The sequence below is a fragment of the Agromyces terreus genome, assembly GCF_009749465.1.
GTDB classification, from domain to species: Bacteria; Actinomycetota; Actinomycetes; order Actinomycetales; family Microbacteriaceae; genus Agromyces; species Agromyces terreus.
In genome coordinates, this window is the sequence record NZ_WBIS01000001.1 from 910910 (window position 1) to 936591 (window position 25682).

Annotated in this window: 30 protein-coding genes and 1 tRNA gene; 20 read left to right on the forward strand and 11 right to left on the reverse strand. The window is 70.2% G+C overall.

Going from position 1 to position 25682, the window contains the following annotated elements:
- Nucleotides 1-11: 11 nt before the first annotated feature.
- Nucleotides 12-245, forward strand: coding sequence for a hypothetical protein (locus tag GQQ92_RS04070; RefSeq protein ID WP_156997907.1), 234 nt, complete (start codon nucleotides 12-14; stop codon nucleotides 243-245).
- A gap of 10 nt (nucleotides 246-255) precedes the next feature.
- On the opposite strand, the gene GQQ92_RS04075 is transcribed toward GQQ92_RS04070, so the two are convergent.
- Nucleotides 256-339 (reverse strand) — tRNA-Leu (locus GQQ92_RS04075).
- Nucleotides 340-582: 243 nt separating this feature from the next.
- On the opposite strand from GQQ92_RS04075, the gene GQQ92_RS04080 reads away from it, so the two are divergent.
- The gene (locus tag GQQ92_RS04080) at nucleotides 583-1911 is read left to right on the forward strand and encodes a M20/M25/M40 family metallo-hydrolase (RefSeq protein WP_156997908.1); all 1329 of its coding nucleotides are present in this window, start codon (nucleotides 583-585) and stop codon (nucleotides 1909-1911) included.
- 43 nt (nucleotides 1912-1954) lie between these two features.
- Nucleotides 1955-2773: an undecaprenyl-diphosphate phosphatase gene (locus tag GQQ92_RS04085; protein ID WP_156997909.1), complete on the forward strand. Its 819-nt coding sequence runs from the start codon at nucleotides 1955-1957 to the stop codon at nucleotides 2771-2773.
- A 4-nt stretch (nucleotides 2774-2777) separates the two neighbouring features.
- Here the strand turns inward: GQQ92_RS04085 and GQQ92_RS04090 are convergent, their stop codons facing one another.
- Nucleotides 2778-3773 (reverse strand): PAC2 family protein, encoded by a 996-nt coding sequence (locus tag GQQ92_RS04090; RefSeq protein ID WP_232057474.1) that lies wholly within the window; start codon nucleotides 3771-3773, stop codon nucleotides 2778-2780.
- Between the two features lie 75 nt (nucleotides 3774-3848).
- On the opposite strand from GQQ92_RS04090, the gene GQQ92_RS04095 reads away from it, so the two are divergent.
- Genes GQQ92_RS04095 through lnt form a run of 9 tightly spaced genes read left to right on the forward strand, consistent with a single transcriptional unit; the run spans nucleotide 3849 to nucleotide 13846 of the window.
- The gene (locus tag GQQ92_RS04095) at nucleotides 3849-4523 is read left to right on the forward strand and encodes an HAD family hydrolase (protein ID WP_232057475.1); all 675 of its coding nucleotides are present in this window, start codon (nucleotides 3849-3851) and stop codon (nucleotides 4521-4523) included.
- Nucleotides 4520-5566, forward strand: coding sequence for a tRNA (adenine-N1)-methyltransferase (locus GQQ92_RS04100; protein WP_156997910.1), 1047 nt, complete (start codon nucleotides 4520-4522; stop codon nucleotides 5564-5566). The genes GQQ92_RS04095 and GQQ92_RS04100 overlap by 4 nt, the downstream gene beginning before the upstream one ends.
- 60 nt (nucleotides 5567-5626) lie before the next feature.
- A complete protein-coding gene (locus GQQ92_RS16910) occupies nucleotides 5627-6556 on the forward strand; it encodes an FKBP-type peptidyl-prolyl cis-trans isomerase (protein WP_156997911.1) in 930 nt (309 codons plus the stop codon).
- A gap of 58 nt (nucleotides 6557-6614) precedes the next feature.
- Entirely contained in the window at nucleotides 6615-7640 is a 1026-nt protein-coding gene (locus GQQ92_RS04110; protein ID WP_156997912.1) for a helix-turn-helix transcriptional regulator, read from the forward strand.
- Nucleotides 7637-8626, forward strand: a complete 990-nt coding sequence (locus tag GQQ92_RS04115) for a helix-turn-helix transcriptional regulator (protein ID WP_156997913.1) — start codon at nucleotides 7637-7639, stop codon at nucleotides 8624-8626. The genes GQQ92_RS04110 and GQQ92_RS04115 overlap by 4 nt, the downstream gene beginning before the upstream one ends.
- 60 nt (nucleotides 8627-8686) lie before the next feature.
- Nucleotides 8687-8941 (forward strand): twin-arginine translocase TatA/TatE family subunit, encoded by a 255-nt coding sequence (tatA, locus tag GQQ92_RS04120; RefSeq protein ID WP_156997914.1) that lies wholly within the window; start codon nucleotides 8687-8689, stop codon nucleotides 8939-8941.
- 49 nt (nucleotides 8942-8990) lie between these two features.
- Nucleotides 8991-9764: a twin-arginine translocase subunit TatC gene (gene tatC / locus GQQ92_RS04125; protein ID WP_156998162.1), complete on the forward strand. Its 774-nt coding sequence runs from the start codon at nucleotides 8991-8993 to the stop codon at nucleotides 9762-9764.
- 12 nt (nucleotides 9765-9776) lie between these two features.
- Complete coding sequence (locus GQQ92_RS04130) at nucleotides 9777-12206, forward strand: DEAD/DEAH box helicase (protein ID WP_156997915.1); 2430 nt, start codon at nucleotides 9777-9779, stop codon at nucleotides 12204-12206.
- A gap of 56 nt (nucleotides 12207-12262) precedes the next feature.
- Nucleotides 12263-13846, forward strand: coding sequence for an apolipoprotein N-acyltransferase (lnt, locus tag GQQ92_RS04135; protein ID WP_232057476.1), 1584 nt, complete (start codon nucleotides 12263-12265; stop codon nucleotides 13844-13846).
- A gap of 157 nt (nucleotides 13847-14003) precedes the next feature.
- On the opposite strand, the gene GQQ92_RS04140 is transcribed toward lnt, so the two are convergent.
- The 4 genes from GQQ92_RS04140 to GQQ92_RS04155 all read right to left on the reverse strand — a co-directional run bounded on the left by GQQ92_RS04140 (nucleotide 14004) and on the right by GQQ92_RS04155 (nucleotide 16641).
- Nucleotides 14004-14366 carry an RNA polymerase-binding protein RbpA gene (locus tag GQQ92_RS04140; RefSeq protein ID WP_156997917.1) on the reverse strand — a complete coding sequence of 121 codons (363 nt, stop codon included), beginning with the start codon at nucleotides 14364-14366 and terminating at the stop codon, nucleotides 14004-14006.
- A gap of 85 nt (nucleotides 14367-14451) precedes the next feature.
- Entirely contained in the window at nucleotides 14452-15210 is a 759-nt protein-coding gene (locus GQQ92_RS04145) for a glycerophosphodiester phosphodiesterase (protein ID WP_156997918.1), read from the reverse strand.
- Between the two features lie 4 nt (nucleotides 15211-15214).
- A complete protein-coding gene (locus GQQ92_RS04150) occupies nucleotides 15215-16171 on the reverse strand; it encodes an SPFH domain-containing protein (RefSeq protein ID WP_156997919.1) in 957 nt (318 codons plus the stop codon).
- Entirely contained in the window at nucleotides 16168-16641 is a 474-nt protein-coding gene (locus GQQ92_RS04155; protein WP_156997920.1) for an NfeD family protein, read from the reverse strand. The genes GQQ92_RS04150 and GQQ92_RS04155 overlap by 4 nt, the downstream gene beginning before the upstream one ends.
- Before the next feature lie 132 nt (nucleotides 16642-16773).
- Here GQQ92_RS04155 and GQQ92_RS04160 point away from each other — a divergent pair, with 132 nt between their 5' ends.
- Nucleotides 16774-17541 (forward strand): SDR family oxidoreductase, encoded by a 768-nt coding sequence (locus GQQ92_RS04160; protein ID WP_156997921.1) that lies wholly within the window; start codon nucleotides 16774-16776, stop codon nucleotides 17539-17541.
- A gap of 63 nt (nucleotides 17542-17604) precedes the next feature.
- Here the strand turns inward: GQQ92_RS04160 and GQQ92_RS04165 are convergent, their stop codons facing one another.
- Nucleotides 17605-18210 (reverse strand): HdeD family acid-resistance protein, encoded by a 606-nt coding sequence (locus GQQ92_RS04165; RefSeq protein ID WP_232057477.1) that lies wholly within the window; start codon nucleotides 18208-18210, stop codon nucleotides 17605-17607.
- A gap of 184 nt (nucleotides 18211-18394) precedes the next feature.
- Between GQQ92_RS04165 and GQQ92_RS16750 the strand changes: the two genes are divergently transcribed.
- From GQQ92_RS16750 to GQQ92_RS04195, 6 genes are all read left to right on the forward strand, one after another.
- Nucleotides 18395-18838, forward strand: a complete 444-nt coding sequence (locus tag GQQ92_RS16750; RefSeq protein ID WP_156997922.1) for a helix-turn-helix transcriptional regulator — start codon at nucleotides 18395-18397, stop codon at nucleotides 18836-18838.
- A 9-nt stretch (nucleotides 18839-18847) separates the two neighbouring features.
- Nucleotides 18848-19258 (forward strand): VOC family protein, encoded by a 411-nt coding sequence (locus GQQ92_RS04175; RefSeq protein ID WP_156997923.1) that lies wholly within the window; start codon nucleotides 18848-18850, stop codon nucleotides 19256-19258.
- A gap of 43 nt (nucleotides 19259-19301) precedes the next feature.
- Nucleotides 19302-19760: an iron chaperone gene (locus tag GQQ92_RS04180; protein ID WP_156997924.1), complete on the forward strand. Its 459-nt coding sequence runs from the start codon at nucleotides 19302-19304 to the stop codon at nucleotides 19758-19760.
- Nucleotides 19761-20141: 381 nt separating this feature from the next.
- Nucleotides 20142-20720: a GNAT family N-acetyltransferase gene (locus tag GQQ92_RS04185; protein WP_156997925.1), complete on the forward strand. Its 579-nt coding sequence runs from the start codon at nucleotides 20142-20144 to the stop codon at nucleotides 20718-20720.
- A 73-nt stretch (nucleotides 20721-20793) separates the two neighbouring features.
- Nucleotides 20794-21231 carry a VOC family protein gene (locus tag GQQ92_RS04190; protein ID WP_156997926.1) on the forward strand — a complete coding sequence of 146 codons (438 nt, stop codon included), beginning with the start codon at nucleotides 20794-20796 and terminating at the stop codon, nucleotides 21229-21231.
- A gap of 28 nt (nucleotides 21232-21259) precedes the next feature.
- Nucleotides 21260-21925 carry an SDR family NAD(P)-dependent oxidoreductase gene (locus GQQ92_RS04195; protein ID WP_156997927.1) on the forward strand — a complete coding sequence of 222 codons (666 nt, stop codon included), beginning with the start codon at nucleotides 21260-21262 and terminating at the stop codon, nucleotides 21923-21925.
- Here GQQ92_RS04195 and GQQ92_RS04200 read toward each other — a convergent pair.
- A complete protein-coding gene (locus GQQ92_RS04200) occupies nucleotides 21919-22236 on the reverse strand; it encodes a hypothetical protein (RefSeq protein ID WP_156997928.1) in 318 nt (105 codons plus the stop codon). The genes GQQ92_RS04195 and GQQ92_RS04200 overlap by 7 nt on opposite strands.
- A gap of 86 nt (nucleotides 22237-22322) precedes the next feature.
- Here GQQ92_RS04200 and GQQ92_RS04205 point away from each other — a divergent pair, with 86 nt between their 5' ends.
- Entirely contained in the window at nucleotides 22323-23087 is a 765-nt protein-coding gene (locus GQQ92_RS04205) for an SDR family NAD(P)-dependent oxidoreductase (RefSeq protein WP_156997929.1), read from the forward strand.
- Between the two features lie 21 nt (nucleotides 23088-23108).
- Here the strand turns inward: GQQ92_RS04205 and dhaM are convergent, their stop codons facing one another.
- The 3 genes from dhaM to dhaK are packed head-to-tail and all read right to left on the reverse strand — an operon-like array spanning nucleotide 23109 to nucleotide 25501.
- Entirely contained in the window at nucleotides 23109-23840 is a 732-nt protein-coding gene (gene dhaM, locus GQQ92_RS04210) for a dihydroxyacetone kinase phosphoryl donor subunit DhaM (protein WP_232057478.1), read from the reverse strand.
- Between the two features lies 1 nt (nucleotide 23841).
- Entirely contained in the window at nucleotides 23842-24489 is a 648-nt protein-coding gene (dhaL, locus tag GQQ92_RS04215) for a dihydroxyacetone kinase subunit DhaL (protein WP_156997930.1), read from the reverse strand.
- Between the two features lie 10 nt (nucleotides 24490-24499).
- Nucleotides 24500-25501, reverse strand: a complete 1002-nt coding sequence (gene dhaK, locus GQQ92_RS04220) for a dihydroxyacetone kinase subunit DhaK (protein WP_156997931.1) — start codon at nucleotides 25499-25501, stop codon at nucleotides 24500-24502.
- Nucleotides 25502-25682: the final 181 nt, after the last annotated feature.

The following is a 25682-nucleotide window of genomic DNA, read 5'->3' on the forward strand; positions in this document are numbered from 1 at the left end:
GTTTCGAACACATGTTCGAATACGGCAAGTCGGATGCGCCGGACGTCCACCCGCCGACCGTCCCCGTTCCCGGCCACATCGAGCCGAGCGCGAGCGAAGAGGACGAGACCGCGGGCGCGGGCGGCGCACGCTCGTCGCATTCGCTCGCCCTCAGCGCACCGCGGGCCAGCCGGGTGCGAGGCCGGGGGATCGGAGCCCGCCGGAAACGCGAGAAGGCCCGGATCGAAACGATCCGGGCCTTCTGAACACATCGCGTGCGCGAGGGGGGACTTGAACCCCCACGCCCGTTAGGGCACTAGCACCTCAAGCTAGCGCGTCTGCCATTTCCGCCACCCGCGCGTTGTGTCTGCCTCGCGATCTCTCGCTTGGCACGAGATAAGACATTAGCACGGTTCTGAAGGTGCTTTCGACCACGCCGACGACGGCCGCGACCGCCGCGTGGCCGACCACGACGCCGAGGCGGCCACTGCGAGCGCAGGCCGAGAGAGAAGCGCCGATCAACAGGGCGTTCGCGAACTCCGGATGACGCGTGGTCGAGGCATCCGTCGCCCCGGATCGCCGTCGGCGGCTACGGTGAAGGGCATGGCCGAGACATCCGCACCGAACCCCGAGCCCGCGACCGAACTCGAGGAGACCGCGGTCATCGCCCGCGACCTGATCCGGTTCGACACCTCGAACTACGGCGAGGGCAAGGCGAAGGGCGAACGCGAGGCCGCCGAGTACGTCGAGGCCCGGCTCCGATCGCTCGGCCTCGAGCCGCAGATGTTCGAACCCGAGCCGCGTCGCACGAGCGTCGTCGCACGGGTTCCGGGCCGCAACCCCGACAAACCCGCGCTCGTGCTGCACGGGCACCTCGACGTGGTGCCCGCCGACGCCCGCAACTGGAGCGTCGACCCGTTCGCGGGCGAGATCCGCGACGGCATGCTGTGGGGCCGCGGCGCCGTCGACATGAAGGACATGGACGCCATGATGCTCACGGCGCTGGGCGACATCCTGAACTCCGGGCGCCTGCCCGAGCGCGAGATCGTCGTCGCCTACTTCGCCGACGAGGAGGCGGGCGGAGGCGTCGGGGCGAGCCGGCTCGTCGACGACCACCCCGAGCTCTTCGCGGGCGCGACCGAGGCGATCAGCGAGGTCGGCGGGTACTCGATCACCGTCGGCGGCACCCGCGCGTACCTCCTGCAGACCGGCGAGAAGTCGCTGCTCTGGGTGCGCCTGATCGCGCGCGGCACCGCGGCGCACGGGTCGCGGCTGATCCGCGACAACGCGATCACGAAACTGGCGGGCGCGATCGCGCGCATCGGCTCGACCGAGTGGCCGGTGCACCTCACCGCGACCACGCGCGAGCTCCTCGACCGGGTGGCCGACCAGCTCGGCGTCGACCCGCAGCAGGTCTCGCCCGACGAGCTCGCGCTGGCCACGGGCTCCGCGTCGGGGTTCATCACGGCGACCCTGCGGACGACCTCCAACCCGACCGGCCTCGAGGCCGGATACAAGCACAACGTCATCCCCGACCTCGCCGAGGCCCTGGTCGACATCCGCACGCTGCCCGGCGAGGAGGACGCCGTGCTCGCCGAGATCGCGCGCATCGCGGGCGACGACATCGAGATCGAGATCGTGCACCGCGACGTCGGACTCGAGTCCCCGACATCCGGCGCCCTCGTCGACGCCGTGCACCGCGCCATCGACCTCCACGACCCGGGCGCACCGGTCTTCCCGTACCTGCTCTCGGGCGGCACCGACAACAAGGCCCTCAGCCGCCTCGGCATCACGGGCTACGGTTTCGCCCCGCTGCGGCTGCCCGAGGGCCTCGACTTCCCGGCGATGTTCCACGGAGTCGATGAACGAGTGCCCCTCGACGCACTAGTCTTCGGGAGACAGGTCCTCCGCGACCTGCTCCTCGACTACTGACGGTCTGAACTCCGGGTAGCCGGAGAGAGAAGGCGGCACCCACGTGATCGAAGCGCTCATCCTCGGTTTCGTCCAGGGGCTCACCGAGTTCCTCCCGATCTCCTCGAGCGCCCATCTGCGCATCCTCGGCGAGTTCCTGCCCGGCGCCCAAGACCCCGGGGCCGCGTTCACCGCGATCACGCAGCTCGGCACCGAGACCGCCGTCGTGGTCTACTTCTGGCGCGACATCGTCCGCATCATCTCGCGCTGGTGCTCCTCGCTCGTCGGACGGACGCCGCGCAACGACCCCGACGCCCGCATGGGATGGCTCATCATCGTCGGCTCGATCCCGATCGTCGTGCTCGGGCTGCTCTTCCAGGACGAGATCGAGACCACGTTCCGATCGCTGTGGATCGTCGCGACCATGCTCGTCGTGTTCGGCCTCATCCTCGGCCTCGCCGACTGGGCCGGCGCCAAGCGCCGCAAGCTCGACGACCTCACGGTCGGCCACGGCATCGTCTTCGGCTTCGCGCAGGCGCTGGCGCTCATCCCGGGCGTCTCCCGCTCCGGCGGCACGATCACGGCGGGCCTGTTCCTCGGCTACGAGCGTGCGGCGGCCGCCAGGTACGCGTTCCTGCTCGCCATTCCGGCGGTGTTCGGCAGCGGCCTGTACCAACTGGCCAAGAGCTGGGGGGAGCCGTCGGTCTACAACCTCGTCGAGACCGGGGCGGCGACGCTCGTCGCCTTCGTCGTCGGCCTGCTCGTGATCGCGTTCTTCATGAGCTACATCTCGAAGCGCAGCTTCCTGCCGTTCGTGATCTACCGGGTGCTGCTCGGCGGCACGCTCTTCGTCCTGCTCGGCATGGGCGTCATCCAGCCCTGACCGCTCAGGCGTCGCGCGGCCGCCTCGGGTCCTCGCGTGGCCCTTCGCCGCGGGGCGGCGTGCCGGGCCCGCCCGGGCCCTCTGGTCCGTCGCCGCGGCGACGCAGGTACCGCTCGAACTCCTGCGCGATCGCCTCGCCGCTGGCCTCGGGGGCGTCGACCGCGTCGCGCGCCTGCTCGAGCTGGGTGATGTAGCCGGCCATGTCCTCGTCGTCGGCGGCGAGGGCGTCCACGCCCGACTCCCACGTCTTCGCCTCCTCCTCGAGGGTTCCGCGGGGGATGCTGAGCCCGGTGAGCTCCTCGATCTTGCCGAGGAGCGCGAGCACCGCCTTGGGGGAGGGCGCGTTGTGCACGTAGTGCGGTACCGACGCCCAGAGCGAGACCGTGGGGATGCCGGCGCGCTCGGCCTGGTCGGCGATGATGCTGAGGATGCCGACGGGGCCCTCGTAGCTCGAACGCTCGAGCGAGAGCCGATCGCGCACCTCCTTGTTCTCGCTCGAGGCGAAGACCGAGAGCGGACGCGTGTGCGGGGCGTCGGCGAGCATCGCGCCGAGCAGGATCACGCCCTCGATGTCGGCGGCGAGGGCCTGGTCGACGAGTTCGGCCGCGAAGCCCTTCCAGCTGCGTGCCGGCTCCGCGCCGAGCAGCACGTGGAGCGTCTCGGCGCCTGGGCCGGTCACCCGCTCGGAGTCCTCGTCGTCCGCATCGGCCGCCGGGAGATCGGCCACCGGGCCGAAGGCGGCCGGTGCCGCGCCCCCCGGCCCGAACAGCGCCGCGCCCGGCCACTCGATGCGGCGCGTTCCGTCGTCGCCCTGCACCACCGTCGGCCGGGTGAACTGGTAGTCGAAGTAGAGTTCGGGGTCGACCGCGGCGATCTCGACGAGCGCGAGCCGTTCGGAGAGCAGCTTCGCCGCGCCGGTCGCCGCCTCGCCGGCGTCGTTCCACCCCTCGAACGCGACCACGAGCAGTCGTCCACCCTCGAATCCGGCCGCCTGGTCCACGCGTGTCGCCCCACTCTCCGCCCGGCGGAGACCGGGTCGATTCCAGAATAGGCCGTGCCCGTAGACTTGACGGTTGTGACCACACGACTCCCCGCCGCCGTCCTCTGGGACATGGACGGCACCCTCGTCGACACCGAACCGTACTGGATGGCCGCCGAAGAGGAGCTCGTCGGGTCGTTCGGCGGCACCTGGACCCACGACGACGCCCTGCAGCTCGTCGGCAGCGGCCTCTGGGAGTCCGCGGCCGTGTTCCAGCAGCACGGCGTCGACCTCGACGCCGACACCATCGTCGCTCGGCTCACCGAGCGCGTGCAGCAGCAGTTGAACGAGTTCGGCGTCCCGTGGCGGCCGGGCGCCCGCGAGCTCCTCGAGGCGCTGCGCGAGGCATCCGTGCCCATGGCCCTCGTGACCATGTCGATCCGGTCGATGGCCGACGACGTCATCCGGCAGATCCCGTTCGCCGCGTTCGACGCGATCGTGACGGGCGATTCCGTCGAGAACGCGAAGCCGCACCCCGAGCCCTACCTCCTCGCCGCAGCGCTGCTCGGCGTCGACATCGTCGACTGCGTCGCCTTCGAGGACTCGCCGACGGGCGTCGCCTCGGCGGCGGCCTCGGGAGCCGTCACCGTGGGCGTCCCGAACATCCTCTCGCTCGACGACGCACCGGCCACGGTGCTCTGGTCGGGTCTCGAAGGGCGGTCCGCGGCGGATGTCGCGGCACTGACCGATCTCCGAAAGGCAAGCGCATGACCGAGCAGAGCCGGGGCGAGCGCAGCGGCCCCTTCCTCGTCGGCGATCGCGTGCAGCTGACCGGCCCCAAGGGCCGCATGCACACGATCACCCTCGAACCGGGCAAGATGTTCCACTCCCACAAGGGCCTCCTCGCCCATGACGACCTCATCGGCCGGCCCGACGGCTCGGTCGTGAAGAACCAGGTCGGCATCGAGTACCTCGCCCTCCGGCCGCTGCTGAGCGACTTCGTGATGTCGATGCCGCGCGGCGCGGCGATCGTCTACCCGAAGGACGCGGCGCAGATCCTCGCGCAGGCCGACATCTTCCCCGGGGCGAGCGTCGTCGAGGCCGGCGTCGGCTCCGGCGCGCTCTCGCTCTGGCTGCTCCGCGCGATCGGCCCCGCGGGCCGGCTCATGTCCTTCGAGCGTCGCGAGGACTTCGCGAGCGTCGCGCGCGACAACGTGGCGACCTTCCACGGCGCCGACCCCGAGAACTGGTCGATCACGCTCGGCGATCTCGCCGAGACGTTGCCCGAAGTCGCGCCCGAGGCATCCGTCGACCGTGTGGTGCTCGACATGCTCGCCCCGTGGGAGTGCCTCGAATCGGTCGGCGTCGCGCTGAAGCCGGGCGGGGTGCTGCTCTGCTACATCGCCACGGTCACGCAGCTCTCGCGCGTCGCCGAGGCGATCCGGGCGACGGGGGAGTACACCGAGCCGCAGTCCTCCGAGACGATGGTGCGCGGCTGGCACGTGCAGGGCCTCGCGGTGCGCCCCGACCACCGCATGATCGCCCACACCGGGTTCCTGCTCACGGCGCGCAGGCTCGCGCCCGACACGATCCTGCCCGAGCTCAAGCGACGCCCGTCGAAGACGGAGTTCAGCGACGAGGACGTCGAGGCGTGGACGCCCGGCGCCCTCGGCGAACGCCAGGTCAGCGACAAGGCGCTGCGCAGACGGGTCAGGGCAGCGGATGCCGCGGCCACGCGCTCGCGCGACGGCGGCGCCGATGCCGGCGACCCCTCCGGGGAGAGCCCTGCCGAACCCTCGGGCGAAGCCGAGTAGGCTTCTCCCGTCCCGAAAGCGACCCCCTCCCCAACGCGTCCCACGAAGAATCGAGGATCAGTGCGCTCGTCTCTCGCGCTCATCGCCACGGCCGGCCTCGTCGCCGTCGCCCTCACCGGCTGCGCCACGGCGCCCGCCCCCGAGGCCGCACCCGGCAACTCGTCCGAGGCGATCACCGTCACCGGCAAGCTCGGCTCCGAGCCGAAGGTCTCGTTCCCGACGCCGCTCGAACCCGCCGAGACGCAGTGCACCGAGATCATCGCGGGCAGCGGCCCGCTGCTCGAAGAGGGGCAGCTCGCGCTCGTCGGCTTCGCGGTCTACAACGGCGTCACGGGTGATCAGATCGCCGCCCAGGGGTTCGACGAGGCCGTTCCGCTCGCGACGAACAACCAGCCGATGGTCGGCTTCACCAAGGCGCTGACGTGCGCGCGCGAGGGTTCCCGGGTCGCCGTGGTCGTCCCTCCGAAAGACGGGTTCGGCCCGAACGGCAACGCCTCGCTCCAGGTCGAGCCGACCGACAGCCTCGTCGTCGTGATGGACGTCGAGCGCGCCTTCCCGGCTCGCGCCGACGGCACGACGCAGCTCACGCGCGACGGGTTCCCGGCCGTGGTGCTCGCGCCCGACGGCCGCCCGGGCATCACCGTTCCGCAGATCGACCCGCCGAAGTCGCTCCAGCAGGAGACCCTGCTCGCGGGTTCGGGGCAGGTCGTCGAAGACGGCGACACCGTCGTCGTCAACTACACGGGCGTCCTCTGGGATGACGGCACGGTGTTCGACTCGAGCTGGGAGAACGGCGCACCCGTCACGTTCACGGTCGGCGCGGACGCGCAGGTGATCCCGGGCTTCTCGAAGGCGATCGTCGGCCAGAAGGTCGGCTCGCAGGTCGCCGTGATCATCCCGCCGTCCGAGGGATACGGCGATCAGGGCAACGCCCAGGTGCCCGCGAACTCGACGCTCTTCTTCGTCGTCGACATCCTGGGCGTGATCTGATCACGCTCGTTCGCGCGGCCGGGCGACCGGCCGCGCGGTCGTCGGTAAGATCGCACCTGTGACCGGTTCCCGAGCAAAGCCAGACCTGAAGATCCCGGTCGAGGACCGCCTGTTCTCGCTCGTGCTCGCGCTGCTCGCCACCGAGACCGGGCTGCTCAAGGCCGAGATCCTCTCGACCGTGCGCGGGTATGCCGAGCGCTACGAGAAGCACGGCACGAACGCCAATCTCGAGCGTCAGTTCGAGCGCGACAAAGACGAGATCCGCGAGCTCGGCATCCCGCTCGAGACGGTCGAGTCGCCCGACCGCCCCGGCGACAATCAGGCGCTTCGATACCGCATCCCCAAGGGCCAGTACGATCTGCCCGACGAGGTGCGCTTCACACCCGACGAGCTCGCCCTCCTCGCACTCGCCGGCGAGGTCTGGCGTGGCGCCTCCCTCTCCGAGGACTCGCGCCGCGCACTCACGAAGATCCGCGGCCTCGGCATCGAGCCCCGCGAGCCGGTCATCGGGTACGCGCCGAGGCTCCGGGTGCGCGACGCTGCGTTCGAACCGCTGCGCGTCGCGCTCGACCGGCGTCAGCAGGTGCGGTTCCAGTACCTGAAGCCGGGGGAGTTGGCGCCCCGCCGACGACGCGTCGAGCCGTACGCGGTCGTGCTCCACGAGGGGCGCTGGCACCTGCACGGACTCGACGTCGACGCCGAGGGTCTCCGAACATTCCTGCTCTCCCGCATCGTCGGGCAGGTCGAGATCAGCTCCCAGACCTTCGACGCGGCCCCCGAGGGCATCCAGGACCGCATCCTCGCCGAACTCGACGAACTCCGCCTGAGCAACGCCGCCGATCTCGCCGTCACGGCAGGCAGCGACGCCGAGGTCCGCCTCGGCAAGCGTGCCGTGCGCGGCGACGAGGACGCCGGCGTCATCCGCCTGCATTTCACGGACGTCGCCGCGTTCGCCGACGAACTCGCCGCATTCGGCCCCGAGGTCCGCGTGCTCGCTCCCGAGTCCCTGCGCACCGCGGTGCGGGATCGCCTCCGCATCGTCGCCGAGGCGCACGCCGCCGCCGAGTCGGAGGAGATCCGATGACCCCCAGACGTCAGGCCCTCCGGGCACCGGACAAGCTCGTCTTCCTGCTCTCGCTCGTGCCGTACCTCATCGAGCAGCAGGTGATCGGCGTCGACGAGGCGGCCGCGCACTTCGGCGTGCCCGAGGAGCAGATCCGCGAGGCCGTCCGGTTGATCGCCATGTCGGGGCTGCCCGGCGACACCGGCACGTACCAGTCCAACGACCTCTTCGACATCGACTGGGACGCCTTCGAAGACGGCGACGAGATCGTCATCGTGCACCACGTGGCCATCGACGAGGCGCCGCGTCTCGCCGCGCGCGAGGCGGCCGCGCTCATCGCGGGGCTGCAGTACCTCGCCGCGCTGCCCGAGAACGCCGACAGCACCGCCCTCGCGTCGCTCATGGAGAAGCTGCGCGCCGGAGCCTCGGCGACCCCCTCGGGGCTCGCCATCGCCGAACCCGCCGCAGACGCCTCCCTCACCTCGATCCGTGCGGCGATCACCGGCGGTCGGCAGCTCGAGTTCGACTACCTGAACGCCCTCGGCGAGGGCGGGCGCCGGCGGGCCGATCCGCTGCGCATCCTCTCCCAAGACGCCGACTGGTACCTGCAGGCCTTCTGCCACACGCGCGACGACGTGCGCAACTTCCGGGTCGATCGCATGAGCGCGCTCGTCGTGACCGACGAGCCGGTGGCAGACCACACCGGCCTCGAGGTGCCAGAGACGCTCTTCCAGGGTTCGTCCTCCGACCTCGATGTGGTGGTCGACGTCGCGGCCGAGGCCCTGCCGCTGCTCGCCGACTACCTCGCCGATTCCAGCACGGCGCAGATCGGCGACCGACTGCGGGTCACGCTGCGGCTGGCCCACGTCCATGGACTCAAGCGGCTCGTCGCCGGGCTGCCCGGGCTCGTCACCGTGGTCGCCCCGGCCGAGGCCCGCACGGCCGTCGCCGACTGGGCGTCGGCCGGGCTTCGGGGCTACGAGGAGACATCCGTCCCCGAGGGGTGAGGCGAGGCAGGCGCGAGCGGGTAGACTCGCACGCACATCCCCGTCAGAATTGGACGCCGCATGTTCGCAAACCTCACCGGATGGCACTTCCTGATCATCCTGGTCATCATCCTGCTGCTCTTCGGCGCGCCCAAGCTCCCGGCGCTCGCGCGGAGCCTCGGGCAGTCGATGAAGATCCTCAAGTCCGAGGTGCGCGACCCCGAAGCCGATGCCAAGGACGGCACGGCCGGTTCCGCCGGCGACGACGCCGCGAGCACCCCGCCCGCCGCCACGGCCGACGGCACGAAGAAGCCCGATTCCTCCTCGGGCGCCTGACCCCATGTCCGCGACGACGGCTCGCGGAGAGAAGAACCGCGAGCGGCGCATGTCGCTCGGCGCGCATCTGATCGAGCTCCGCAAGCGTCTCTTCATCGCGGCGATCGCGATCGTGGTCGGCGGCATCATCGGCTGGGTGCTGACCGACCTCTTCGTCTGGGACGCGATCCAAGAACCCGTCCTGCGCGTCGCCGAGGCGCAGGGTCACGGGCCCGAGGGCGCGCCCGGGGGAACGAGCATCGTCTTCCCGACCATCTCGAGCGCCTTCGACCTGCGACTGCAGTTGGCCTTCACGATCGGCCTCGTCATCTCCAGCCCGGTGTGGCTCTACCAGATCTTCGCGTTCCTGGTTCCCGGCCTCAACACCCGGGAGCGGCGGTTCACCCTGGGCTTCTTCGCCTCCGCGATCCCGCTGTTCCTCGCCGGCTGCGCCGCCGGATGGTTCGTGCTGCCGAACATCGTCCGCCTCATGACGAGCTTCGTGCCCGAGGGCGGCGAGAGCCTGCTGACGGCCAAGGAGTACCTCGACTTCGTGCAGAAGCTCGTCATCGCGATCGGCATCGCGTTCGTGCTGCCCGTGTTCATCGTGCTCCTGAACTTCGCCGGCGTCATCAGCGCCGCGTCGATCATCAAGTCGTGGCGCGTCGCGATCCTCGTGATCGTGCTCTTCACGGCCATCGCGACGCCGTCCGCCGACATCGTGTCCATGTTCATGCTCGCGATCCCCATGATCGGGCTCTACTTCCTGGCCTGGTTCATCGCGCATCTGCACGATCGCCGTGTCGAACGTCGAAACCGCGAGGAGTTCGACCCGGCTGTCTAGGCTGAAGGGGTGATGAGCCTCTCGCCGGCCGAACGGTACGCCCTGTCGCGCGAGCAGCGCCGACGCCCAAGACTGCAGGACTTCGCCGCCGCGCAGCGCTTCGACCTCGACCCCTTCCAACGTGCCGCGTGCGCGGCGCTCGACGAGGGTCGCAGTGTGCTCGTCGCCGCCCCCACGGGCGCCGGCAAGACCGTGGTCGCCGAGTTCGCCGTCTACCTCGCGATGCAGGACCCGGGCGCGAAGGTGTTCTACACGACGCCGATCAAGGCCCTCTCGAACCAGAAGTACCAGGAGTTCGTCGAAGCGTGGGGCGCGTCCGAGGTCGGCCTGCTGACCGGCGACACGAACGTCAACTCGAACGCGCGCATCGTGGTCATGACGACCGAGGTGCTGCGCAACATGCTCTACGCCGAGTCACCCACCCTCGACCGACTGGCCTACGTCGTCATGGACGAGGTGCACTACCTGGCCGACCGCTTCCGCGGCGCCGTGTGGGAGGAGGTCATCATCCACCTGCCCGAGGCGGTGCGGCTGGTCTCGCTCAGCGCGACGGTGTCCAACGCCGAGGAGTTCGGCGACTGGCTCCAGGCCGTGCGCGGCGACACCGACGTCATCGTCTCCGAGGACCGCCCGGTGCCGCTCGAACAGCACGTGCTCGTCAAGGCGAAGCTCGTCGACCTGTTCGACTCCTCGGGGCAGGCGGCGACGAACCGGGTCAATCCCGAGCTCATGCAGCTCGCCCGTGCGGGCGGGCGCTCGATCTCCTCGCGCTCGGCTCGCGGTCGGCGCGGCGGCGACCGCGGACGCTACCACCAGGGCGGTCAGGGCACCGGCCGCATCGACCGCCCCGAGGTCGTGGATCTCCTGCACGGCAAGCACCTGCTCCCGGCCATCTTCTTCATCTTCTCGAGGGCGGGCTGCGACCAGGCCGTGCGCCAGGTGCTGCGCTCCGGCATCCGTCTGACCGAGACATCCGAACGCGACGAGATCCGCGGCATCGTGGAATCGCGCGTGCAGATGCTGCGCGACGAGGACCTCGCGGTGCTCGGGTACTGGGACTGGCTCGAGGGGCTTCAACGCGGTGTCGCCGCCCACCACGCCGGCATGCTGCCCGCCTTCAAGGAGGTCGTCGAGGAGCTCTTCCAGAAGAAGCTCCTGAAGGTGGTCTTCGCGACCGAGACGCTCGCGCTGGGCGTCAACATGCCGGCGAGGTCCGTCGTGCTCGAGAAGCTCGAGAAGTTCAACGGCGAGGCGCGCGTTCCCATCACGCCGGGGGAGTACACCCAGCTCACCGGCCGTGCCGGGCGTCGCGGCATCGACGTCGAGGGCCACTCCGTCATCCAATGGGTCGACGGGCTCGATCCCGAGTCGGTCGCGGCGCTCGCATCGCGCCGAAGCTATCCGATGAACTCCAGCTTCAAGCCCACCTACAACATGGCGGTGAATCTCGTCGACCAGTTCGGTCGCGAGCGCACGCGACAGGTGCTCGAGCTCTCGTTCGCACAGTTCCAGGCCGATCGCGCGGTCGTCGACCTGGCGCGCACCCTGCGCAAGCAGGAGGAGTCGATGTCGGGGTTCGAGCAGGCGATGCAGTGCCACCTCGGCGACTTCGCCGAGTACGCGGCCATCCGTCGCCGCATCGGCGATCTCGAGCGGCAGACGTCCAAGGGCAACGCCACGCACGCCCAGCGCGAGCGCATGCAGCGAGATCTCGTCGCCGCGCGCAAGCAGATGCGCGCGCATCCATGCCACGGATGCACCGAACGCGAGCAGCACGCGAGATGGGCCGAACGCTGGTGGCGCCTGCACCGAGAGCACGAACAGCTCTCGCGACAGATCCGCAGTCGCACGGGTGCGATCGCCAAACGGTTCGACCGGGTGGCCGAGGTGCTCGAGATCCTCGGCTACTTCGAGCGCGGCGCCGACGGCTCGCTCGTGTCGAGCTCGGCAGGACGCATCCTGAAGCGAATCTACGGCGAACGCGATCTGCTCGTCGCCGAATGCCTGCGACACGCGCACTGGAACGGCCTCGACGCGCCGTCGGTGGCGGCGATGGCGGTCTCGCTCGTCTACGAACCGCGGCGCGACGACCGCGGCGAGCAGTTCCGGCTGCCGCGCGGACGCTTCCGCGACGCCTTCGACCGCACCACGGATGTCTGGGCGAACCTCGACGACCTCGAGCGCGATCACCGGCTCGCCGGCAGCGAGGTGCCGTCGCCCGCGCTGGCGACGGCGATGCACGCCTGGGCGAGCGGCGCCGGCCTCGGTGCGGTGCTCGGCGACACCGACCTCGCCGCCGGCGACTTCGTCCGGGTCGCGAAGCAGGTCGTCGACCTCCTCGACCAGATCTCGATCGTGGCCGACGCCGAGCTCGGCGCGACCGCACGTGCGGCGATCGACCAGGTGCGGCGCGGCGTCGTCGCCTACGACGTCGCCGGTTGACCGCGCCGGCCCGCCCCGGGGTTCGAGCGCGCTCCGGCGTCGCCTAGGCTGATCTGGTGCCCCTCCCGAGACCGCTGCTGCCCCTCTGGGCGGCGGTCGTCGCCGCGGTCGCCGGCGGCCTCGTCTACGACCTCGGCTTCCCCGGACTCTCCTGGTGGCCGCTCGCCTTCGCCGGCATCGCGCTCGCCCTGGTGAGCCTCATCGGCCGATCGTCATGGGGTGCGGCGCTCGTCGGACTCGCCTTCGGGCTCGCCTTCTACCTCCAGCAGGTCTCGTGGACCGCGTTGTACCTCGGACCGGTGCCGTGGCTGGCGCTCTCCATCCTGGAGTCGGCGTTCGTCGCGGGCGGCGGCGTCCTCATCGCGCTCGCGTATCGGTGGGTGCCGCGTGCGAGCGAAGTGGTCTGGGTGCGCGTGCTCGTGCTCCCGGCGCTGATCGCGGGCCTCTGGTGCCTCCGAGAGGCCGTCGTCGGCACCTTCCCGTACGGCGGGTTCCCGTGGGGGCGCGCCGCGCTCAGCCAGTCCGAGAGCCCGTTCGCCGACGTGGTCTCCTGGGTCGGCAGCACGGGGCTCGGCTTCGTCATGGTCTTCATCGTCGCGAGCGCGGTCGAGTGGGTCCGGCTCGGCTCGCGCCGTGGCATCCGATCGCTCATCCCCGCCGTCGCGGTGGCCGTCGCGGCGATGCTCGTGCCCGCCTGGCAGACGGCGGATGCCGGCACGCTTCGCGTGGCGAGCGTGCAGGGCGACGGGCCGGCGGGCTACTTCGACGAACGCGAGGCGGGCGACGTCCTGCTGGCGCAGCTCGACGCGACGCAGCCCGTGCTCGACGAGCCCGATGTCGACGTGCTGCTCTGGCCCGAGGGCGGGTCCGACATCGATCCGAACCGCTCCGATCGCGTCGCCGACGTCTTCGATCGGCTCAGCGAGCGCATGGACGCGCCGGTGCTGCTGAACACGGTCACGATGCGCGGTGAGGAGTACTTCAACACGTCGATGCTGTGGCGGGACGGCAAGGGCGCCGTCGCGACGTACGACAAGCGGCATCCGGTGCCGTTCGGCGAGTACATCCCCGATCGCGACTTCTACTACGCGATCGCGCCCGACCTCATCGGGCTCGTGCAGCGCGGCTACACGCCGGGCACCAACCCGCCCGTGTTCGATCTCGGCGACGCCGTCACGGGGTTGGCGATCTGCTTCGACGTGATCTACGACGATCTCGTCTGGGAGGCCGTCGACGACGGCGCGCAGGTCTTCATGTTCCAGACCAACAACGCCGACTTCCGCGGCACCGACGAGAACGAGCAGCAGCTGGCCATCGCTCGGCTCCGTGCCATCGAGACCGGTCGGTCGGTGGTCAACATCTCGACGGTCGGCACCAGTCAGGTCATCGATCCGGCCGGACGGACGATCGATTCGCTGCCGGCATATGAGCCGGGGGCGATGGTGACGGATGTCGCGCTCCGCGACGGTTCGACGCCGGCCGTGACGCTCGGGGTCTGGCTTCCGTCCGTGCTCGTGTGGGGTGCGCTCGTCGGACTCCTGGCCGCCGGCCTGCTGGCTCAGCGCCGCGCGGGCCTCGATGCGGCGGCGCCGGCGGCGGCACCGGCACGGGACGCGGAGACCGACGGCGAGGCGGGCTGACCGCAGCTCACCGCGCCTGTTTCCGCGCGACCGCCGACGGCCCACGGCCACGGCCCAGGGCCCAGGGCCCAGGGCCCAGGGCCCAGGGCGAGGATGCCCGGAAACGACGAACGCCGCCTCCGATCGGAGGCGGCGTCGGCGCTACGTGCGAAACGGCTCAGGCGCTCTGCTTCTGCCCGCGACGTGCGCGGAGGAAGGCGAGTCGCTCTTCGAGCAGTTCTTCCAGCTCGGCGCGCGTGCGGCGCTCGAGCAGCATGTCCCAGTGGGTGCGGGCGACCTTCTCGCCCGAACGGTCGATCTCGACCGGCTTCGAATCCACGAGCAGCGTGGCGGGTGCTCCGCAGTTGCGGCACTCCCACTCCTCGGGGGTTTCGGCTTCGGCCGAGAAGATCATGACCGTCTCGTGGTTGCAGGCCGCACAGCGGTACCTGAACTCAGCGCGCTCGGCGAAGATCACTCCGTCTTCGCTCTGCAGGCTCTGTGCGCCGATGCGCATGCCTCGTAGGCTCCGGTCTGCCATGGCGAGCTCCTCTCGATCGTCTCTAGGTATAAACGATCAAGCTGGGCATTCCCCTTCCGCGGGCTGAGTGATTACCGGGGAATTCTCAGTTTTCACCCGAGATCAGCGCGACGGCGAGATCGGCGCGGTCGGTCACGAGCCCGTCGACGCCCGACGCCAGCAGCCGCGCCATGTCGGACGGTTCGTTCACGGTCCAGACGTGCACCTCGGCCCCGGCGCGGTGCACGACGTCGATGAACCGCCGCGAGACGATGCGCACCGGCCCGAATCGTTCGGGCACCTGCAACGCGACGGCACCTCGGAGCGCACGCCGCGCGAGCGCGGGGGAGCGGAGCCAGGAGGCGATCAGCACCCTGATCACTCCGGACTGCCCCGTCGACGTCGCGACCCCCGGCACCAGTTCGGCGAGACGACGCCGCCGCCGGTCGGAGAAGCTCGTCAGCAGGACCCGATCGGATGCCGCAGCGCGGCGGATCACGTCGGCCGTCGCGACGACCGCGTCGGCGACCTTCACATCGATGTTGAACCGCGCGTCGGGGAAGGCCGACAGCGCCTCCTGGAGCGTGGCGAACGTCTGCCCGGCGCCGAGGTCGATCTCACGGAGTTCCGCGATCGTGAGGGCCGCGACGACATCGTCGCGACTGGTCGTCATACGCCCGATCGTCTCGTCGTGGGCGATGACCACGACGCCGTCGCGCGTGAGCCGCACGTCGGTCTCGAGGTATCCGGCGCCGACGGCCACCGCGCGCTCGAACGCGAGCAGCGTGTTCTCTGGAGCCGAGGTCGCGAGCCCTCGATGCGCGAGGACCCGCGGCCCCGGCGCATCGAGGTAGGTCGAGACCACTCGCTCAGACGTTGCCGCGCGGCGTCGCTCCGGGAGCGGCGGCCGTGCCGGCGGTCGCGGTGCCGACACCGCCGGAGGTCGGCGGCAGACGGAAGGCGGTTCCGATGCCCTTCAGCGCCTCGGTGAGCTCGCTCGGAACGATCCACAGCTTCGAGGCGGGCCCCTGGGCGATCTCGGGAAGCGTCTGCAGGTATTGGTAGGCGAGCAGCTTCGGATCGGGGTCGCCGTCGTGGATGGCCTTGAAGACGGTCGTGATGGCCTCTGCCTCGCCCTGCGCCCGGAGCACCGCCGCCTTCGCGTCACCCTCGGCCTGGAGGATCGCGGCCTGCCGCTGCCCCTCGGCCGTCAGGATCGCAGACTGCTTGGTGCCCTCTGCGGTCAGGATGAGGGCACGACGGTCACGCTCGGCGCGCATCTGCTTCTCCATCGAGTCCTGGATGGAGAGGGGCGGGTCGATCGCCTTGAGCTCGACGCGGGAGACGCGGATGCCCCACTTGCCGGTCGCCTCGTCGAGCACGATGCGCAGCTGGCCGTTGATGTTGTCGCGGCTCGTGAGCGCCTCTTCGAGGTTCAGCCCGCCGACCACGTTGCGGAGGGTGGTCGTCGTGAGCTGCTCGACCGCGCCGAGGTAGTTGGCGATCTCGTACGTGGCCGCCCGTGCGTCGGTCACCTGGAAGTAGACCACGGTGTCGATGGAGACGACGAGGTTGTCTTCGGTGATGACCGGCTGCGGCGGGAAGGAGACGACCGTCTCGCGCATGTCGACGAGCGGGCGGAGCCGGTCGATGAACGGGATGAGGATGTTCAGGCCCGGCGTGAGCGTCTTGTGGTAGCGGCCGAGGCGTTCGACGACGCCCGCGTAGGCCTGGGGGATGATTCGGATCGACCGTGCAAGCACGACGATCACGAAGATGACGATCGCGATGACGACGACCGTCGCGATCACCGTTCCGACGTTCACTGGGGGGTGCTCCTCTCGACCGGCACGACGACGGCGGTCGCACCGTCGATGCCGGTGACGAGCACACGCTCGCCGACGCCGACATCGGACTGTTCGGTGATGGGGGAGAGGCGTGCCGTCCACACCTCGCCGTTCTGAAGTCTGACCTGGCCGCCCGCGCCCGACACGGTGCGCACCACGCGCCCGTCGGCGCCGATGAGGGCGTCGATGTTGCTTCTGGCGGGATCCGCTCCGCGTCGCAGGGCGCGCAGCAGCGGGGGCCTCAGCGTCAGGATGAGCGCCACCGCCACGAGCGCGGCGACGACGAACTGCGCCCACCACGGGATGCCGAAGAGCCCGGAGAGCAGGCCCGCCACGCTGCCCAGTGCGAGCATGAGGAACGTCATCTCGAGGGTGAAGATCTCGATGGTGGCGAACACCAGTATGAGGACCAGCCATGCGATCCATGCGTACTGGGTGAGTACATCCAATTCGTTCTCCTTCGCACGGGCCCCACTACCGAAACTAGCAGGGCGACGGATGCCGCGGGGGGTTGATATCCTCGGTGCGGCACTCGCCGGGGCCGACCGGTCCGATCCGTTCCATCTCGAGGAGACTCGCACGTGACCAACCCACTCGCACCTGGATCGCTCACCGGAAAGGTGGCCGTCGTCACGGGTTCCTCGCGCGGCATCGGCGCCGACACCGCCGCAGACCTCGCCGCGGCCGGCGCCGCCGTCGTGATCAACTACCGCAGCAAGGCGCCTCGCGCCGACAAGGTCGTCGCCGCGATCGAGGCGGCGGGCGGCCGGGCGATCGCCGTCGGCGCAGACCTCACCGACGCGGCATCCGTCACCTCGATGTTCGAGCAGGCCGTGGCCGCCTTCGGTCCGGTCGACCTGCTCGTCCTGAACGCGTCGGGCGGCATGGAGACCGGCATGGGCGACGACTACGCCATGCGACTGAACCGCGATGCCCAGGTCAATGTCGTCGACCGTGCGCTCCCGCACCTCGCCCAGGGTGCCCGGATCGTCTTCGTCACGAGCCACCAGGCCCACTTCATCCGCACGACGCCGACGATGCCCGAGTACGAGCCCGTCGCGCTCTCGAAGCGCGCCGGCGAGGACGCGCTCCGTGCGAAGCTGCCCGAGCTCGATGCCGCCGGCGTCGAGTTCGTCACGGTCTCGGGCGACATGATCGAGGGCACCATCACAGCGACCCTGCTCGAGCGCGCCAACCCGGGCGCGATCGAGGCCCGCAAGGTCGACGCGGGACGCCTCTACAACGTCTCGGAGTTCGCCGCAGAGGTCGCGGCCGCCGCGGTGGACCCGATCCCGGCCGACCACACGAGGTATGTGGGCGACATCTCGGGGTTCACGCCCGAGCACTGACCCCACGACACTGCGGGCCGGCCGGGATCACTCCCGACCGGCCCGCAGGCGTTCGTCTTCCGATCAGGCCGCAGCGGCGCCCTTGCCGAACGTGAAGGCACGCACGATCTGCACGATTCCGAGGATGATCAGGCTGATTCCGGTGATCACGAAGAGCACCACGAAGCCCCAGATCGGCGAGAACAGCAGCACGATGCCGGCGACCAGGCTCAGGATGCCCAGGAAGATCGCCCAGGCGCGCGACGGCGCGTCGCCCGACTGCACGAGCGCGACGATGCCCTCGACGATCCACACGATGCCCACGATGATGCCGAGCAGGGCGGCGAGCACGGTGGCCGTGGCCTGGATGTTCGCGAAGGCGACGACCGCGGCGATGATGAACACCAAGCCGAGGATCAGGTCGAGCGTGCGCGCGCCGCCCGAGATACCCCGCGAGAAGATGCCGATGCCGAGGTAGGCGAGTCCGGCGATCAGGAAGTAGATCGCGAGCAGCACCGTGAGCACGTCGGCGGCCGTCTTCGGCCAGAACGTGATGCAGATGCCGATGATGAGCGCGACCGCGCCCGAGATGCCGAGCGCCGTGCGGACCGTGTTGATGGCCGACTTCGACATGTTCTCGGAGTTCAGCGAGAACGCCGCGAACACGGCGGGTTGCTGTGACGAAGACATTTGGAGGGGTCCTTTCGGTGGGCGACGTTATGTTGCGGCTCTCAGGCTATTCCCAGATCACGGCGGATGTCGCGGATGTCGCCGCGAGTCACGCGATCGCTCCGGGTCGCACCGACTGCGCACGCCGGGCGCCGAGACCTCCGGAGGACGCCGCAGCGCGGCATCCGCGTGTCAGAATCGGACGGTGGCCGGGGCATCGGGGGAGGAGCAGCGACTCCGCGACCTCGCGCTGCTGCGGCGTGCGCACGACCGCATCGACCGCGAGTACGCGAAGCCGCTCAACGTCGAGGACCTGGCGCGCGGCGTCAACATGTCGCCCGGCCACTTCAGCCGGCAGTTCAAACTCGCGTACGGCGAATCCGTCTACGGCTATCTCATGACCCGGCGCATCGAGCGGGCGATGGCACTGCTCCGCCGCGGCGACCTGAGCGTGACCGAGGTCTGCCACGAGGTCGGATGCTCGTCGCTCGGCACCTTCAGCACGCGGTTCACCGAGCTTGTCGGCGTGCCGCCGAGCGTGTACCGGCGGCAACCCGACGGCATCTTCGAGGCGCTGCCGTCGGTGCTCGCGAAGCGGGTCGCGAGACCGGTCAGGAATCGAGAAGCGGCGCCGGCCCGCCGCAAGTAGCGTTGCGTCATGGACATCACGATTCAGTACACGTTCCTGCCGCACACCGACGGCGAGGCATCGCTCGCCTTCTATCGCGACACGCTGGGGTTCGAGGTGCGCAACGACGTCGGCTACGAGCAGATGCGGTGGATCACCGTCGGTCCGGCCGGCCAGCCCGCCACCTCGATCGTGCTGACGCCGCCGACGCCCGACCCGGGAACGACGGAGGAGGAGCGCCGCGTCGTCGCGGAGATGATGGCGAAAGGCACGTACGCGAGCATCGTGCTGTCGACGACCGACGTCGACAGCACGTTCGAGGCGGTCGCCGCCAGCGGTGCGGAGGTCGCCCAGGAGCCCATCGATCAACCGTACGGCGTGCGCGACTGCGCCTTCCGGGACCCGGCGGGCAACATGATCCGCATCCAGCAACCTTCCTGAACGCAACATCACGACCCACGACCTACGACCTGAGGAGCACGTCATGACCGGAACGAAGAAGACGCCCACGCACCAGGCGTTCAGCGCCGAGGAGAAGGCGGCGATGAAGGCCGCCGCCGCCGAGGCCAAGAAGGCCGCGCGCAAGGCCTCCGCCGAGGAGAAGGCCGCCGAGGCCCTCGCCGACTGCGTCGCCAGCATCGAGGCGATGGACGGCGACGATCGCGCGGCCGCCGAGACGATCCATGCGATCGTCCTCAAGCACGCACCTGGGCTCAGCCCGCGCACCTGGTACGGCATGCCGGCGTACGCAGGCGCCGACGGCAAGGCCGTCGTCTTCTTCCAGCCGGCCGGCAAGTTCAAGGCACGCTACGCGACGCTCGGGTTCAACGACGGGGCCGCGCTCGACGAGGGCACCATGTGGCCGACCTCGTTCGCCGTGACGAAGCTGACCGCCGCCGACGAGAAGCTCATCGCCGAACTCGTCGTGCGCGCGGTCGGCTGAGGCGGCGGCGGTCGGATTCCGGAATCGTCCCGGGCGACGACCGGCCATGCGCCGACGGCATCGGTCGAGCGTCGAATCGGCGGACGATGCTGCCGGTCATGCGTCGAACGCCTCATCCGTGGCGCATCGATGCGTCGAGAGATTCGGCCGCTGACGTCGAGCGAGCATCGAGTCCTGGTACGGCCCGGAGGCGCCGATCGGCTCCGCTCGCCCCGATCACGACCGAGCGCCGATAATGCACATTATGTCGGTTCGAACGAGCGCACCGAGCGCTGCACGCCTCTCTTCCCCTTCTGACCTGGTGTTCCATACCCCAACGGTGCAGAGTGTGCAGGAGTTGCCGATGAAGCTCCGATCCGCGATTCATGAGAAGGGATCCTCGTGACGTCTGGACACGTCGATGCGGCGCTGACGTTCGAGCTCGCGGACCCTCGAGCTCCGGAGGCGCAATCGATCCTGGAACGCTTCTTCACCGAGATCGTCGCCCGCTACCGGGGCCGGCCGGCCACCGCTTCGGAGGTCGCGCAGGTGATGCTCGACGAGCCGAGCGACGATCTCCGGGGCGACGACGGATTCCTCCTCCTCGCGCGGGAGGGTGACCGAGTGATCGGATGCGGCGGTGTACGCGTCATCGAGCCGGGAACCGGCGAACTCACACGGGTGTTCGTCGACGCCATGGCCCGTGGTCGAGGTGCGGGACGGCTGCTGATCGACGAGCTCGAATCGGTCAGCACTCGTCGCGGCATCCGCACGCTGCGACTGACCGTGCGCGGGGATCTCACCGAGGCGCAGCGGCTCTACCGACGTCTCGGCTACGAGGCCGTCACCCCGTTCTCCAGATCGCCCTACGCCGACCACCAGCTCGCGAAGACCCTCGTGCCGCTCCCCCGGCAGCCGATTCGTTCGGGTCAGCACGACGGGAAGGGTGCGTCACCATCAGAACGGCGGATGCCGCGATGACCGCGCCCCGCACGACGCGGCCGTCCTCCCCCGCACCCTTCGCACGGTCGACGCGGGTCGGTAGCATGCACGCATGCCCATCAAACTCGAGAACGTCGGCATCGCGGTTCGCGACCTCGAAGCCACGATCGCGTTCTTCACCGACCTCGGCCTGAGCGTCATCGGCCGTGACACCGTCAGCGGCGAATGGACCGACACCGCCGTGGGCCTCGACGGCAACCACGCCAAGATCGCGATGCTGCAGACGCCCGACGGGCACGGCCGGCTCGAACTCTTCGAGTACCTCCACCCCGATGCGATCGAGACCGAGCCCACGCTCCCCAACGAGATCGGCATGCACCGGGTGGCGTTCTCGGTCGACGACCTCGACGCGGCGCTCGAGGTCGCCGCGAGGCACGGGTGCCATCCGCTCCGCGGCGTGGCCACCTACCAGGACGTCTACAAGCTCACCTACCTGCGCGGGCCGAGCGGCATCCTCGTGATGCTCGCCGAGGCGTTGCAGAAGGGTTGAGCCGCGCGTGGCCCGATAGTTTGGTCGCATGCCCCTCGCTCTCGTCACCGGTGCCGCGCGCGCCGACAGCATCGCCGCCGGCATCGTCCCCCGACTCCTCGACGACGGGTGGGATGTCGCGACCAGCGATCTGCTCGACGCCGATTTCCCGTGCGACCTCTCGCAGCCCGAAGCCCCCGGCGCGCTCATCGATGCGGTCCGGCAGGAGCGCGGCCCGATCACGGCGCTCGTGCTCAGCCACGCGCATGACATCGAGTCGGGCATCCTCGACACCACGGCCGAGAGCTTCGACCGCCATGTCGCCGTCAATGCGCGCGCCAGCCTGCTGATGATCGCGGCCTTCGCTCGCCAGGTTCCGGCCGACGGCGGCGCGATCGTCGCGCTCACGAGCGATCACACGACCGGCAACCTGCCGTACGGCGCTTCGAAGGGTGCCCTCGATCGGCTGGTCATCTCCGCCGCGCGCGAACTCGGACCGCGGGGCATCTCCGCGAACGTCCTGAACCCGGGTCCGATCGACACGGGGTGGATCACGCCCGAGTTCGGTCGAGAGCTCGAGTCGCTGCATCCGCTCGGCCGCCTCGGAACCCCGCACGACATCGCCGAGGTCGTGGCGTTCCTGGTCTCGCCGGCCGGTCGCTGGGTCTCGGGCCAACTCCTGAAGGCCGACGGAGCGTTCTCGGCGCGCTACTGAGCGGAGCCCCGCTCCCCGATCGGCATGCCGAATTCGTTGAGCGGCACGTCGATCGGCCGCTCCGGCAGCCGCCGGCTGGTCGGGCATTCGAGTATCGATTCGGGCGTCGAATGATCGATCACGTGCTCCCCCATCGCATGCCCGCAGACCGGGCAGAGGCGTTCGGCGATCGGCGTGGTGTCCTCGGGATGGTCCTCGACGACGGTCGCGCCGCCGAACGCGGGCGACAGTGCCCGATCGACCCTCTCGAAGAATCGGGTGTATGCGTTTCCGGTCTTGCCCTCAGGCGGGCTCGCCACCGTGCGTGCCATGAGCGGATGCTACGCCCCCACGCCCGTCGCCGCCAGCATCGGACTCGGCCGAGCCGCCGGTGCGCACGCCGTCATAGGCTGTTCGCATGACCCCGGATGCCGCTGCCCGACCCGTCACGATCATCACCGGCGCGAGCCGCGGAATCGGCGCCGAGATCGCCCGACGGCTCGCGGCCGAGGGGCACGACCTCGTGCTGACGTACCGAGACCGCCTCGACGACGCCGAGCGCGTCGTCGCCGAATGCGAGGCATCCGGTGCCCGCGTGCTGCTGCTCCGGGTCGACATGGCCGATCTCGACGCGGCGGCGCAGGTCGTGCCGCAGGCGATCGCCGCGTTCGGCATGATCACCGGCCTCGTGAACAACGCCGGCATCACCGGGCGCATCGGGCCGTTCCTCGACGCGCCGCTCGAGGAGACCGAGTTGGTCTTCCGGGTCAACGTGCTCGCCCCCATCGTGGTCACCCAGTCGGCGATCGCGCACATGTCGACGGAGCGCGGCGGGGCCGGCGGCAGCGTCGTGAACATCTCGTCGGGAGCCGCGAAGAGCGGGTCGCCGAACACCTACATCACCTACGCCATGAGCAAGGCCGCGCTGAATGCGCTGACCACGGGGGCGTCCAAGGAGTTCGGTCCTGCCGGCGTGCGCGTCAACACGGTCTCGCCCGGAACGACGCGGACCGAGATCCACGCCGCCGCCGGGCGGCCGAACGCGCCCGACGAGCGGGCCCCGGGCATCCCGATGCGCAGGCCGGGCGAGGTGCACGAGATCGCCGGCGCCGTCGTCTACCTGATGTCGACGGATGCCTCGTACACCTCGGGCGCCGACATCAGGGTCGCCGGCGGCAACTGAGTCGCCGCCTCCCCCGACGTCTCAGGATTCGCCGAAGCCCGATTCCACGAGCTCGGCGATCGCGTCGACGGCATTCGATGCGGCCGGATCCTCACTCGCGATCTCGAGCGACGCGCCCTTGGTGAGCCCGAGCGACATGATCGCGAGCAGGCTCCGGGCATCGGTGCCGTTCACGGTGACGCGCTGGTCGAACGTGCTCGCGAGCTTCACGAGTTCCGCCGCCGGACGCGCGTGCAGACCGTCGTCGTTCACGAGCGTGACCGTGCGCACAGGGCCCGCGGATGCCTCGCCGCCGACCTTCTCGGTCGCCGTCGCCGTGGCCGCGGGCTCGGGCCCCGCGGCATCCGCCCTCTCTGGCTCCCGGGCACCGCCCGCCGACTGCGCCGCCCGCACGACGTCATCGAGCGGCTCACCCGACTCGGCCGCGACCGCCGCCGCCACTCCCCCCTCGACGAGCGGTGCGTCGACGATCGTCACGCGCGCGCGGAGCTCGTCGTCGAGGAAGTCGAGCGCCGTCTCGGCGGTCAGGATCGCCGAACCGAGGTCGCAGAGCACGGCGACGCCGGCGCCCGAGTCGGCTTCGTCGATCGCCGACATCACGCGATCGAAGCTCGTGCCGATGCGACCGTCGTCGGTTCCGCCCGCTGCGACGAGCGCGACGGACGCCGCCATCTGCCGTGCGAGTTCGACGAGGCCTTCGGCGATCTTCGACGAGTGCGAGACGAAGACGACGCCGACGCTCCCCTCCCCCACGTCAGGCGCCCGTCGATTCGGAGGCCGCGTCCGCCGCCGCCTGCAGCAGCAGTGCGCTCGACTGGGCGCCCGGATCGCGATGGCCGACCGAACGTTCGCCCAGGTAGCTCGCCCGCCCCTTGCGGGCGACCAACGGCTCGGTCGCCTCGGCGCCGGATGCCGCCGCCTCGGCGGCCGCGGCGAGCACGGCCGAGGCATCCGCGCCGGCGGCGGCGGCTTCGGTCGCGGCATCGACGGCCGGCGTCCAAGCGTCGATCATGGTCTTGTCACCGGATTCGGCCTTGCCCCGAGACACGATGCCGTCTCGCGCCGCCTCCAGCATCCGCGCCACCGCGCTGCCGTCGAGCGAGGCATCCGTGCCCGCGGAGGCCGCGGCCTTGAGATAGGCCGTGCCGTACAGCGGTCCCGCCGCGCCCCCGACCGTGGAGATGAGGGTCATCGCGACGAGCTTCAGCACGTCTCCCGGAGTCGATCCGGCCGCGAGGTCGTCGAGCTTCGGCACCACGGCCTCGAACCCGCGATCGAGGTTCTCGCCGTGATCGCCGTCGCCGATGTCGCGATCGAGCCGGATGAGCTCGACGCGGTGCTCCGCGACGACCTCGGCGCTCCGCCGCACCCAGTCGACAGCCCAGTTGATGTCCAGTCCCACGTTCGCGCCCCTATCGTCCCCACCGGAGCGCCGCAGTCTGCACCGGCGCGTCCCAGAGTTCGATCATCTCGTCGTCGAGCTTCAGGAGGGTGATCGACATGCCCTGCATCTCGAGCGCCGTGATGTAGTTGCCGACGAGCGAACGGGAGACCTCGATGCCGCGTTCGGCGAGCACCTCCGCGGCTCGGCGATAGGCGATGTAGAGCTCAACCTGCGGTGTGCCGCCCATGCCGTTCACGAAGAGGAGCACACGGTCGCCGTCACCGAACGGGAGGTCTTCGAGGACGGGCTCGAGCAGGCGGTCGACGAGGCGGTCGGCCGGTTCGAGGCCGACCCTCTCGCGTCCGGGCTCGCCGTGGATGCCGATGCCGATCTCGATCTCGTCCTCCCCGATGTCGAAGCTCGGTTCGCCGGCGTGGGGCACGATGCAGGCGGTGAGCGCGAGGCCCATCGAACGCGCGTTGGCGTTGACGCGTTCGGCGACGGCGGCGACCTCGTCGAGCGAATCCCCGCGTTCTGCTGCGGCGCCGGCGATCTTCTCGACCAGCACGGTGCCCGCCACCCCACGGCGCCCTGCGGTGTACAGCGAGTCCTTGACGGCGACGTCGTCGTCGGTGACGACCGCGCGCACCGTGATGCCGTCCATGCCGGCCAGCTCGGCCGCGGTCTCGAAGTTCAGCACGTCGCCCGTGTAGTTCTTCACGATGTGGAGCACCCCCGCACCCCCGTCGACCGCTTTCGTGGCCGCGAGGATCGGGTCGGGGGTCGGCGAGGTGAACACCGCGCCGGGGACCGCGGCGTCGAGCATGCCGAAGCCGACGTATCCCGCGTGCAGCGGTTCGTGGCCGCTGCCGCCGCCGCTGACGATGCCGACCTTGCCCGCGATCGGCGCATCGGCCCTGACCACGTGCACCGGGTCGAGCTCGACCCTCACGATGTCGGCGTGCGCCGATCCGAATCCCGCGACCGACTCCTCGACGACCTGCTTCGGGTCGTTGATGATCTTCTTCACGCTCGTCCTCTCCCCTGGGCTGCGAGACGCCGAGCAACCGTGCATCGACGCCGACGCAGCACTCCCTCGGCCAACCTACGCCAGCAGGCGACCGCCGTGGAAGGGGTTCGTCGGATGTCCCGCGCGGCCATTCCCCCAGCGCGGGGCACGGGGCTAGGGTGACAGTGCGACCGCAATGAGG

Excerpts from the sequence above, each read along its gene's own strand:
- GQQ92_RS04115 (WP_156997913.1), top strand. The coding sequence starts at position 7,637 with ATGACCCCCAGACGTCAGGCCCTCCGGGCACCGGACAAGCTCGTCTTC.
- GQQ92_RS04100 (WP_156997910.1), top strand. The coding sequence starts at position 4,520 with ATGACCGAGCAGAGCCGGGGCGAGCGCAGCGGCCCCTTCCTCGTCGGC.
- GQQ92_RS04195 (WP_156997927.1), top strand. The coding sequence starts at position 21,260 with ATGCCCCTCGCTCTCGTCACCGGTGCCGCGCGCGCCGACAGCATCGCC.
- GQQ92_RS04080 (WP_156997908.1), top strand. The coding sequence starts at position 583 with ATGGCCGAGACATCCGCACCGAACCCCGAGCCCGCGACCGAACTCGAG.
- GQQ92_RS04175 (WP_156997923.1), top strand. The coding sequence starts at position 18,848 with ATGGACATCACGATTCAGTACACGTTCCTGCCGCACACCGACGGCGAG.
- GQQ92_RS04070 (WP_156997907.1), top strand. The coding sequence starts at position 12 with ATGTTCGAATACGGCAAGTCGGATGCGCCGGACGTCCACCCGCCGACC.
- GQQ92_RS04130 (WP_156997915.1), top strand. The coding sequence starts at position 9,777 with ATGAGCCTCTCGCCGGCCGAACGGTACGCCCTGTCGCGCGAGCAGCGC.
- GQQ92_RS04180 (WP_156997924.1), top strand. The coding sequence starts at position 19,302 with ATGACCGGAACGAAGAAGACGCCCACGCACCAGGCGTTCAGCGCCGAG.
- GQQ92_RS04165 (WP_232057477.1), bottom strand. The coding sequence starts at position 18,210 with ATGTCTTCGTCACAGCAACCCGCCGTGTTCGCGGCGTTCTCGCTGAAC.
- GQQ92_RS04140 (WP_156997917.1), bottom strand. The coding sequence starts at position 14,366 with ATGGCAGACCGGAGCCTACGAGGCATGCGCATCGGCGCACAGAGCCTG.
- tatC (WP_156998162.1), top strand. The coding sequence starts at position 8,991 with ATGTCGCTCGGCGCGCATCTGATCGAGCTCCGCAAGCGTCTCTTCATC.
- tatA (WP_156997914.1), top strand. The coding sequence starts at position 8,687 with ATGTTCGCAAACCTCACCGGATGGCACTTCCTGATCATCCTGGTCATC.
- GQQ92_RS04200 (WP_156997928.1), bottom strand. The coding sequence starts at position 22,236 with ATGGCACGCACGGTGGCGAGCCCGCCTGAGGGCAAGACCGGAAACGCA.
- GQQ92_RS04190 (WP_156997926.1), top strand. The coding sequence starts at position 20,794 with ATGCCCATCAAACTCGAGAACGTCGGCATCGCGGTTCGCGACCTCGAA.
- GQQ92_RS04205 (WP_156997929.1), top strand. The coding sequence starts at position 22,323 with ATGACCCCGGATGCCGCTGCCCGACCCGTCACGATCATCACCGGCGCG.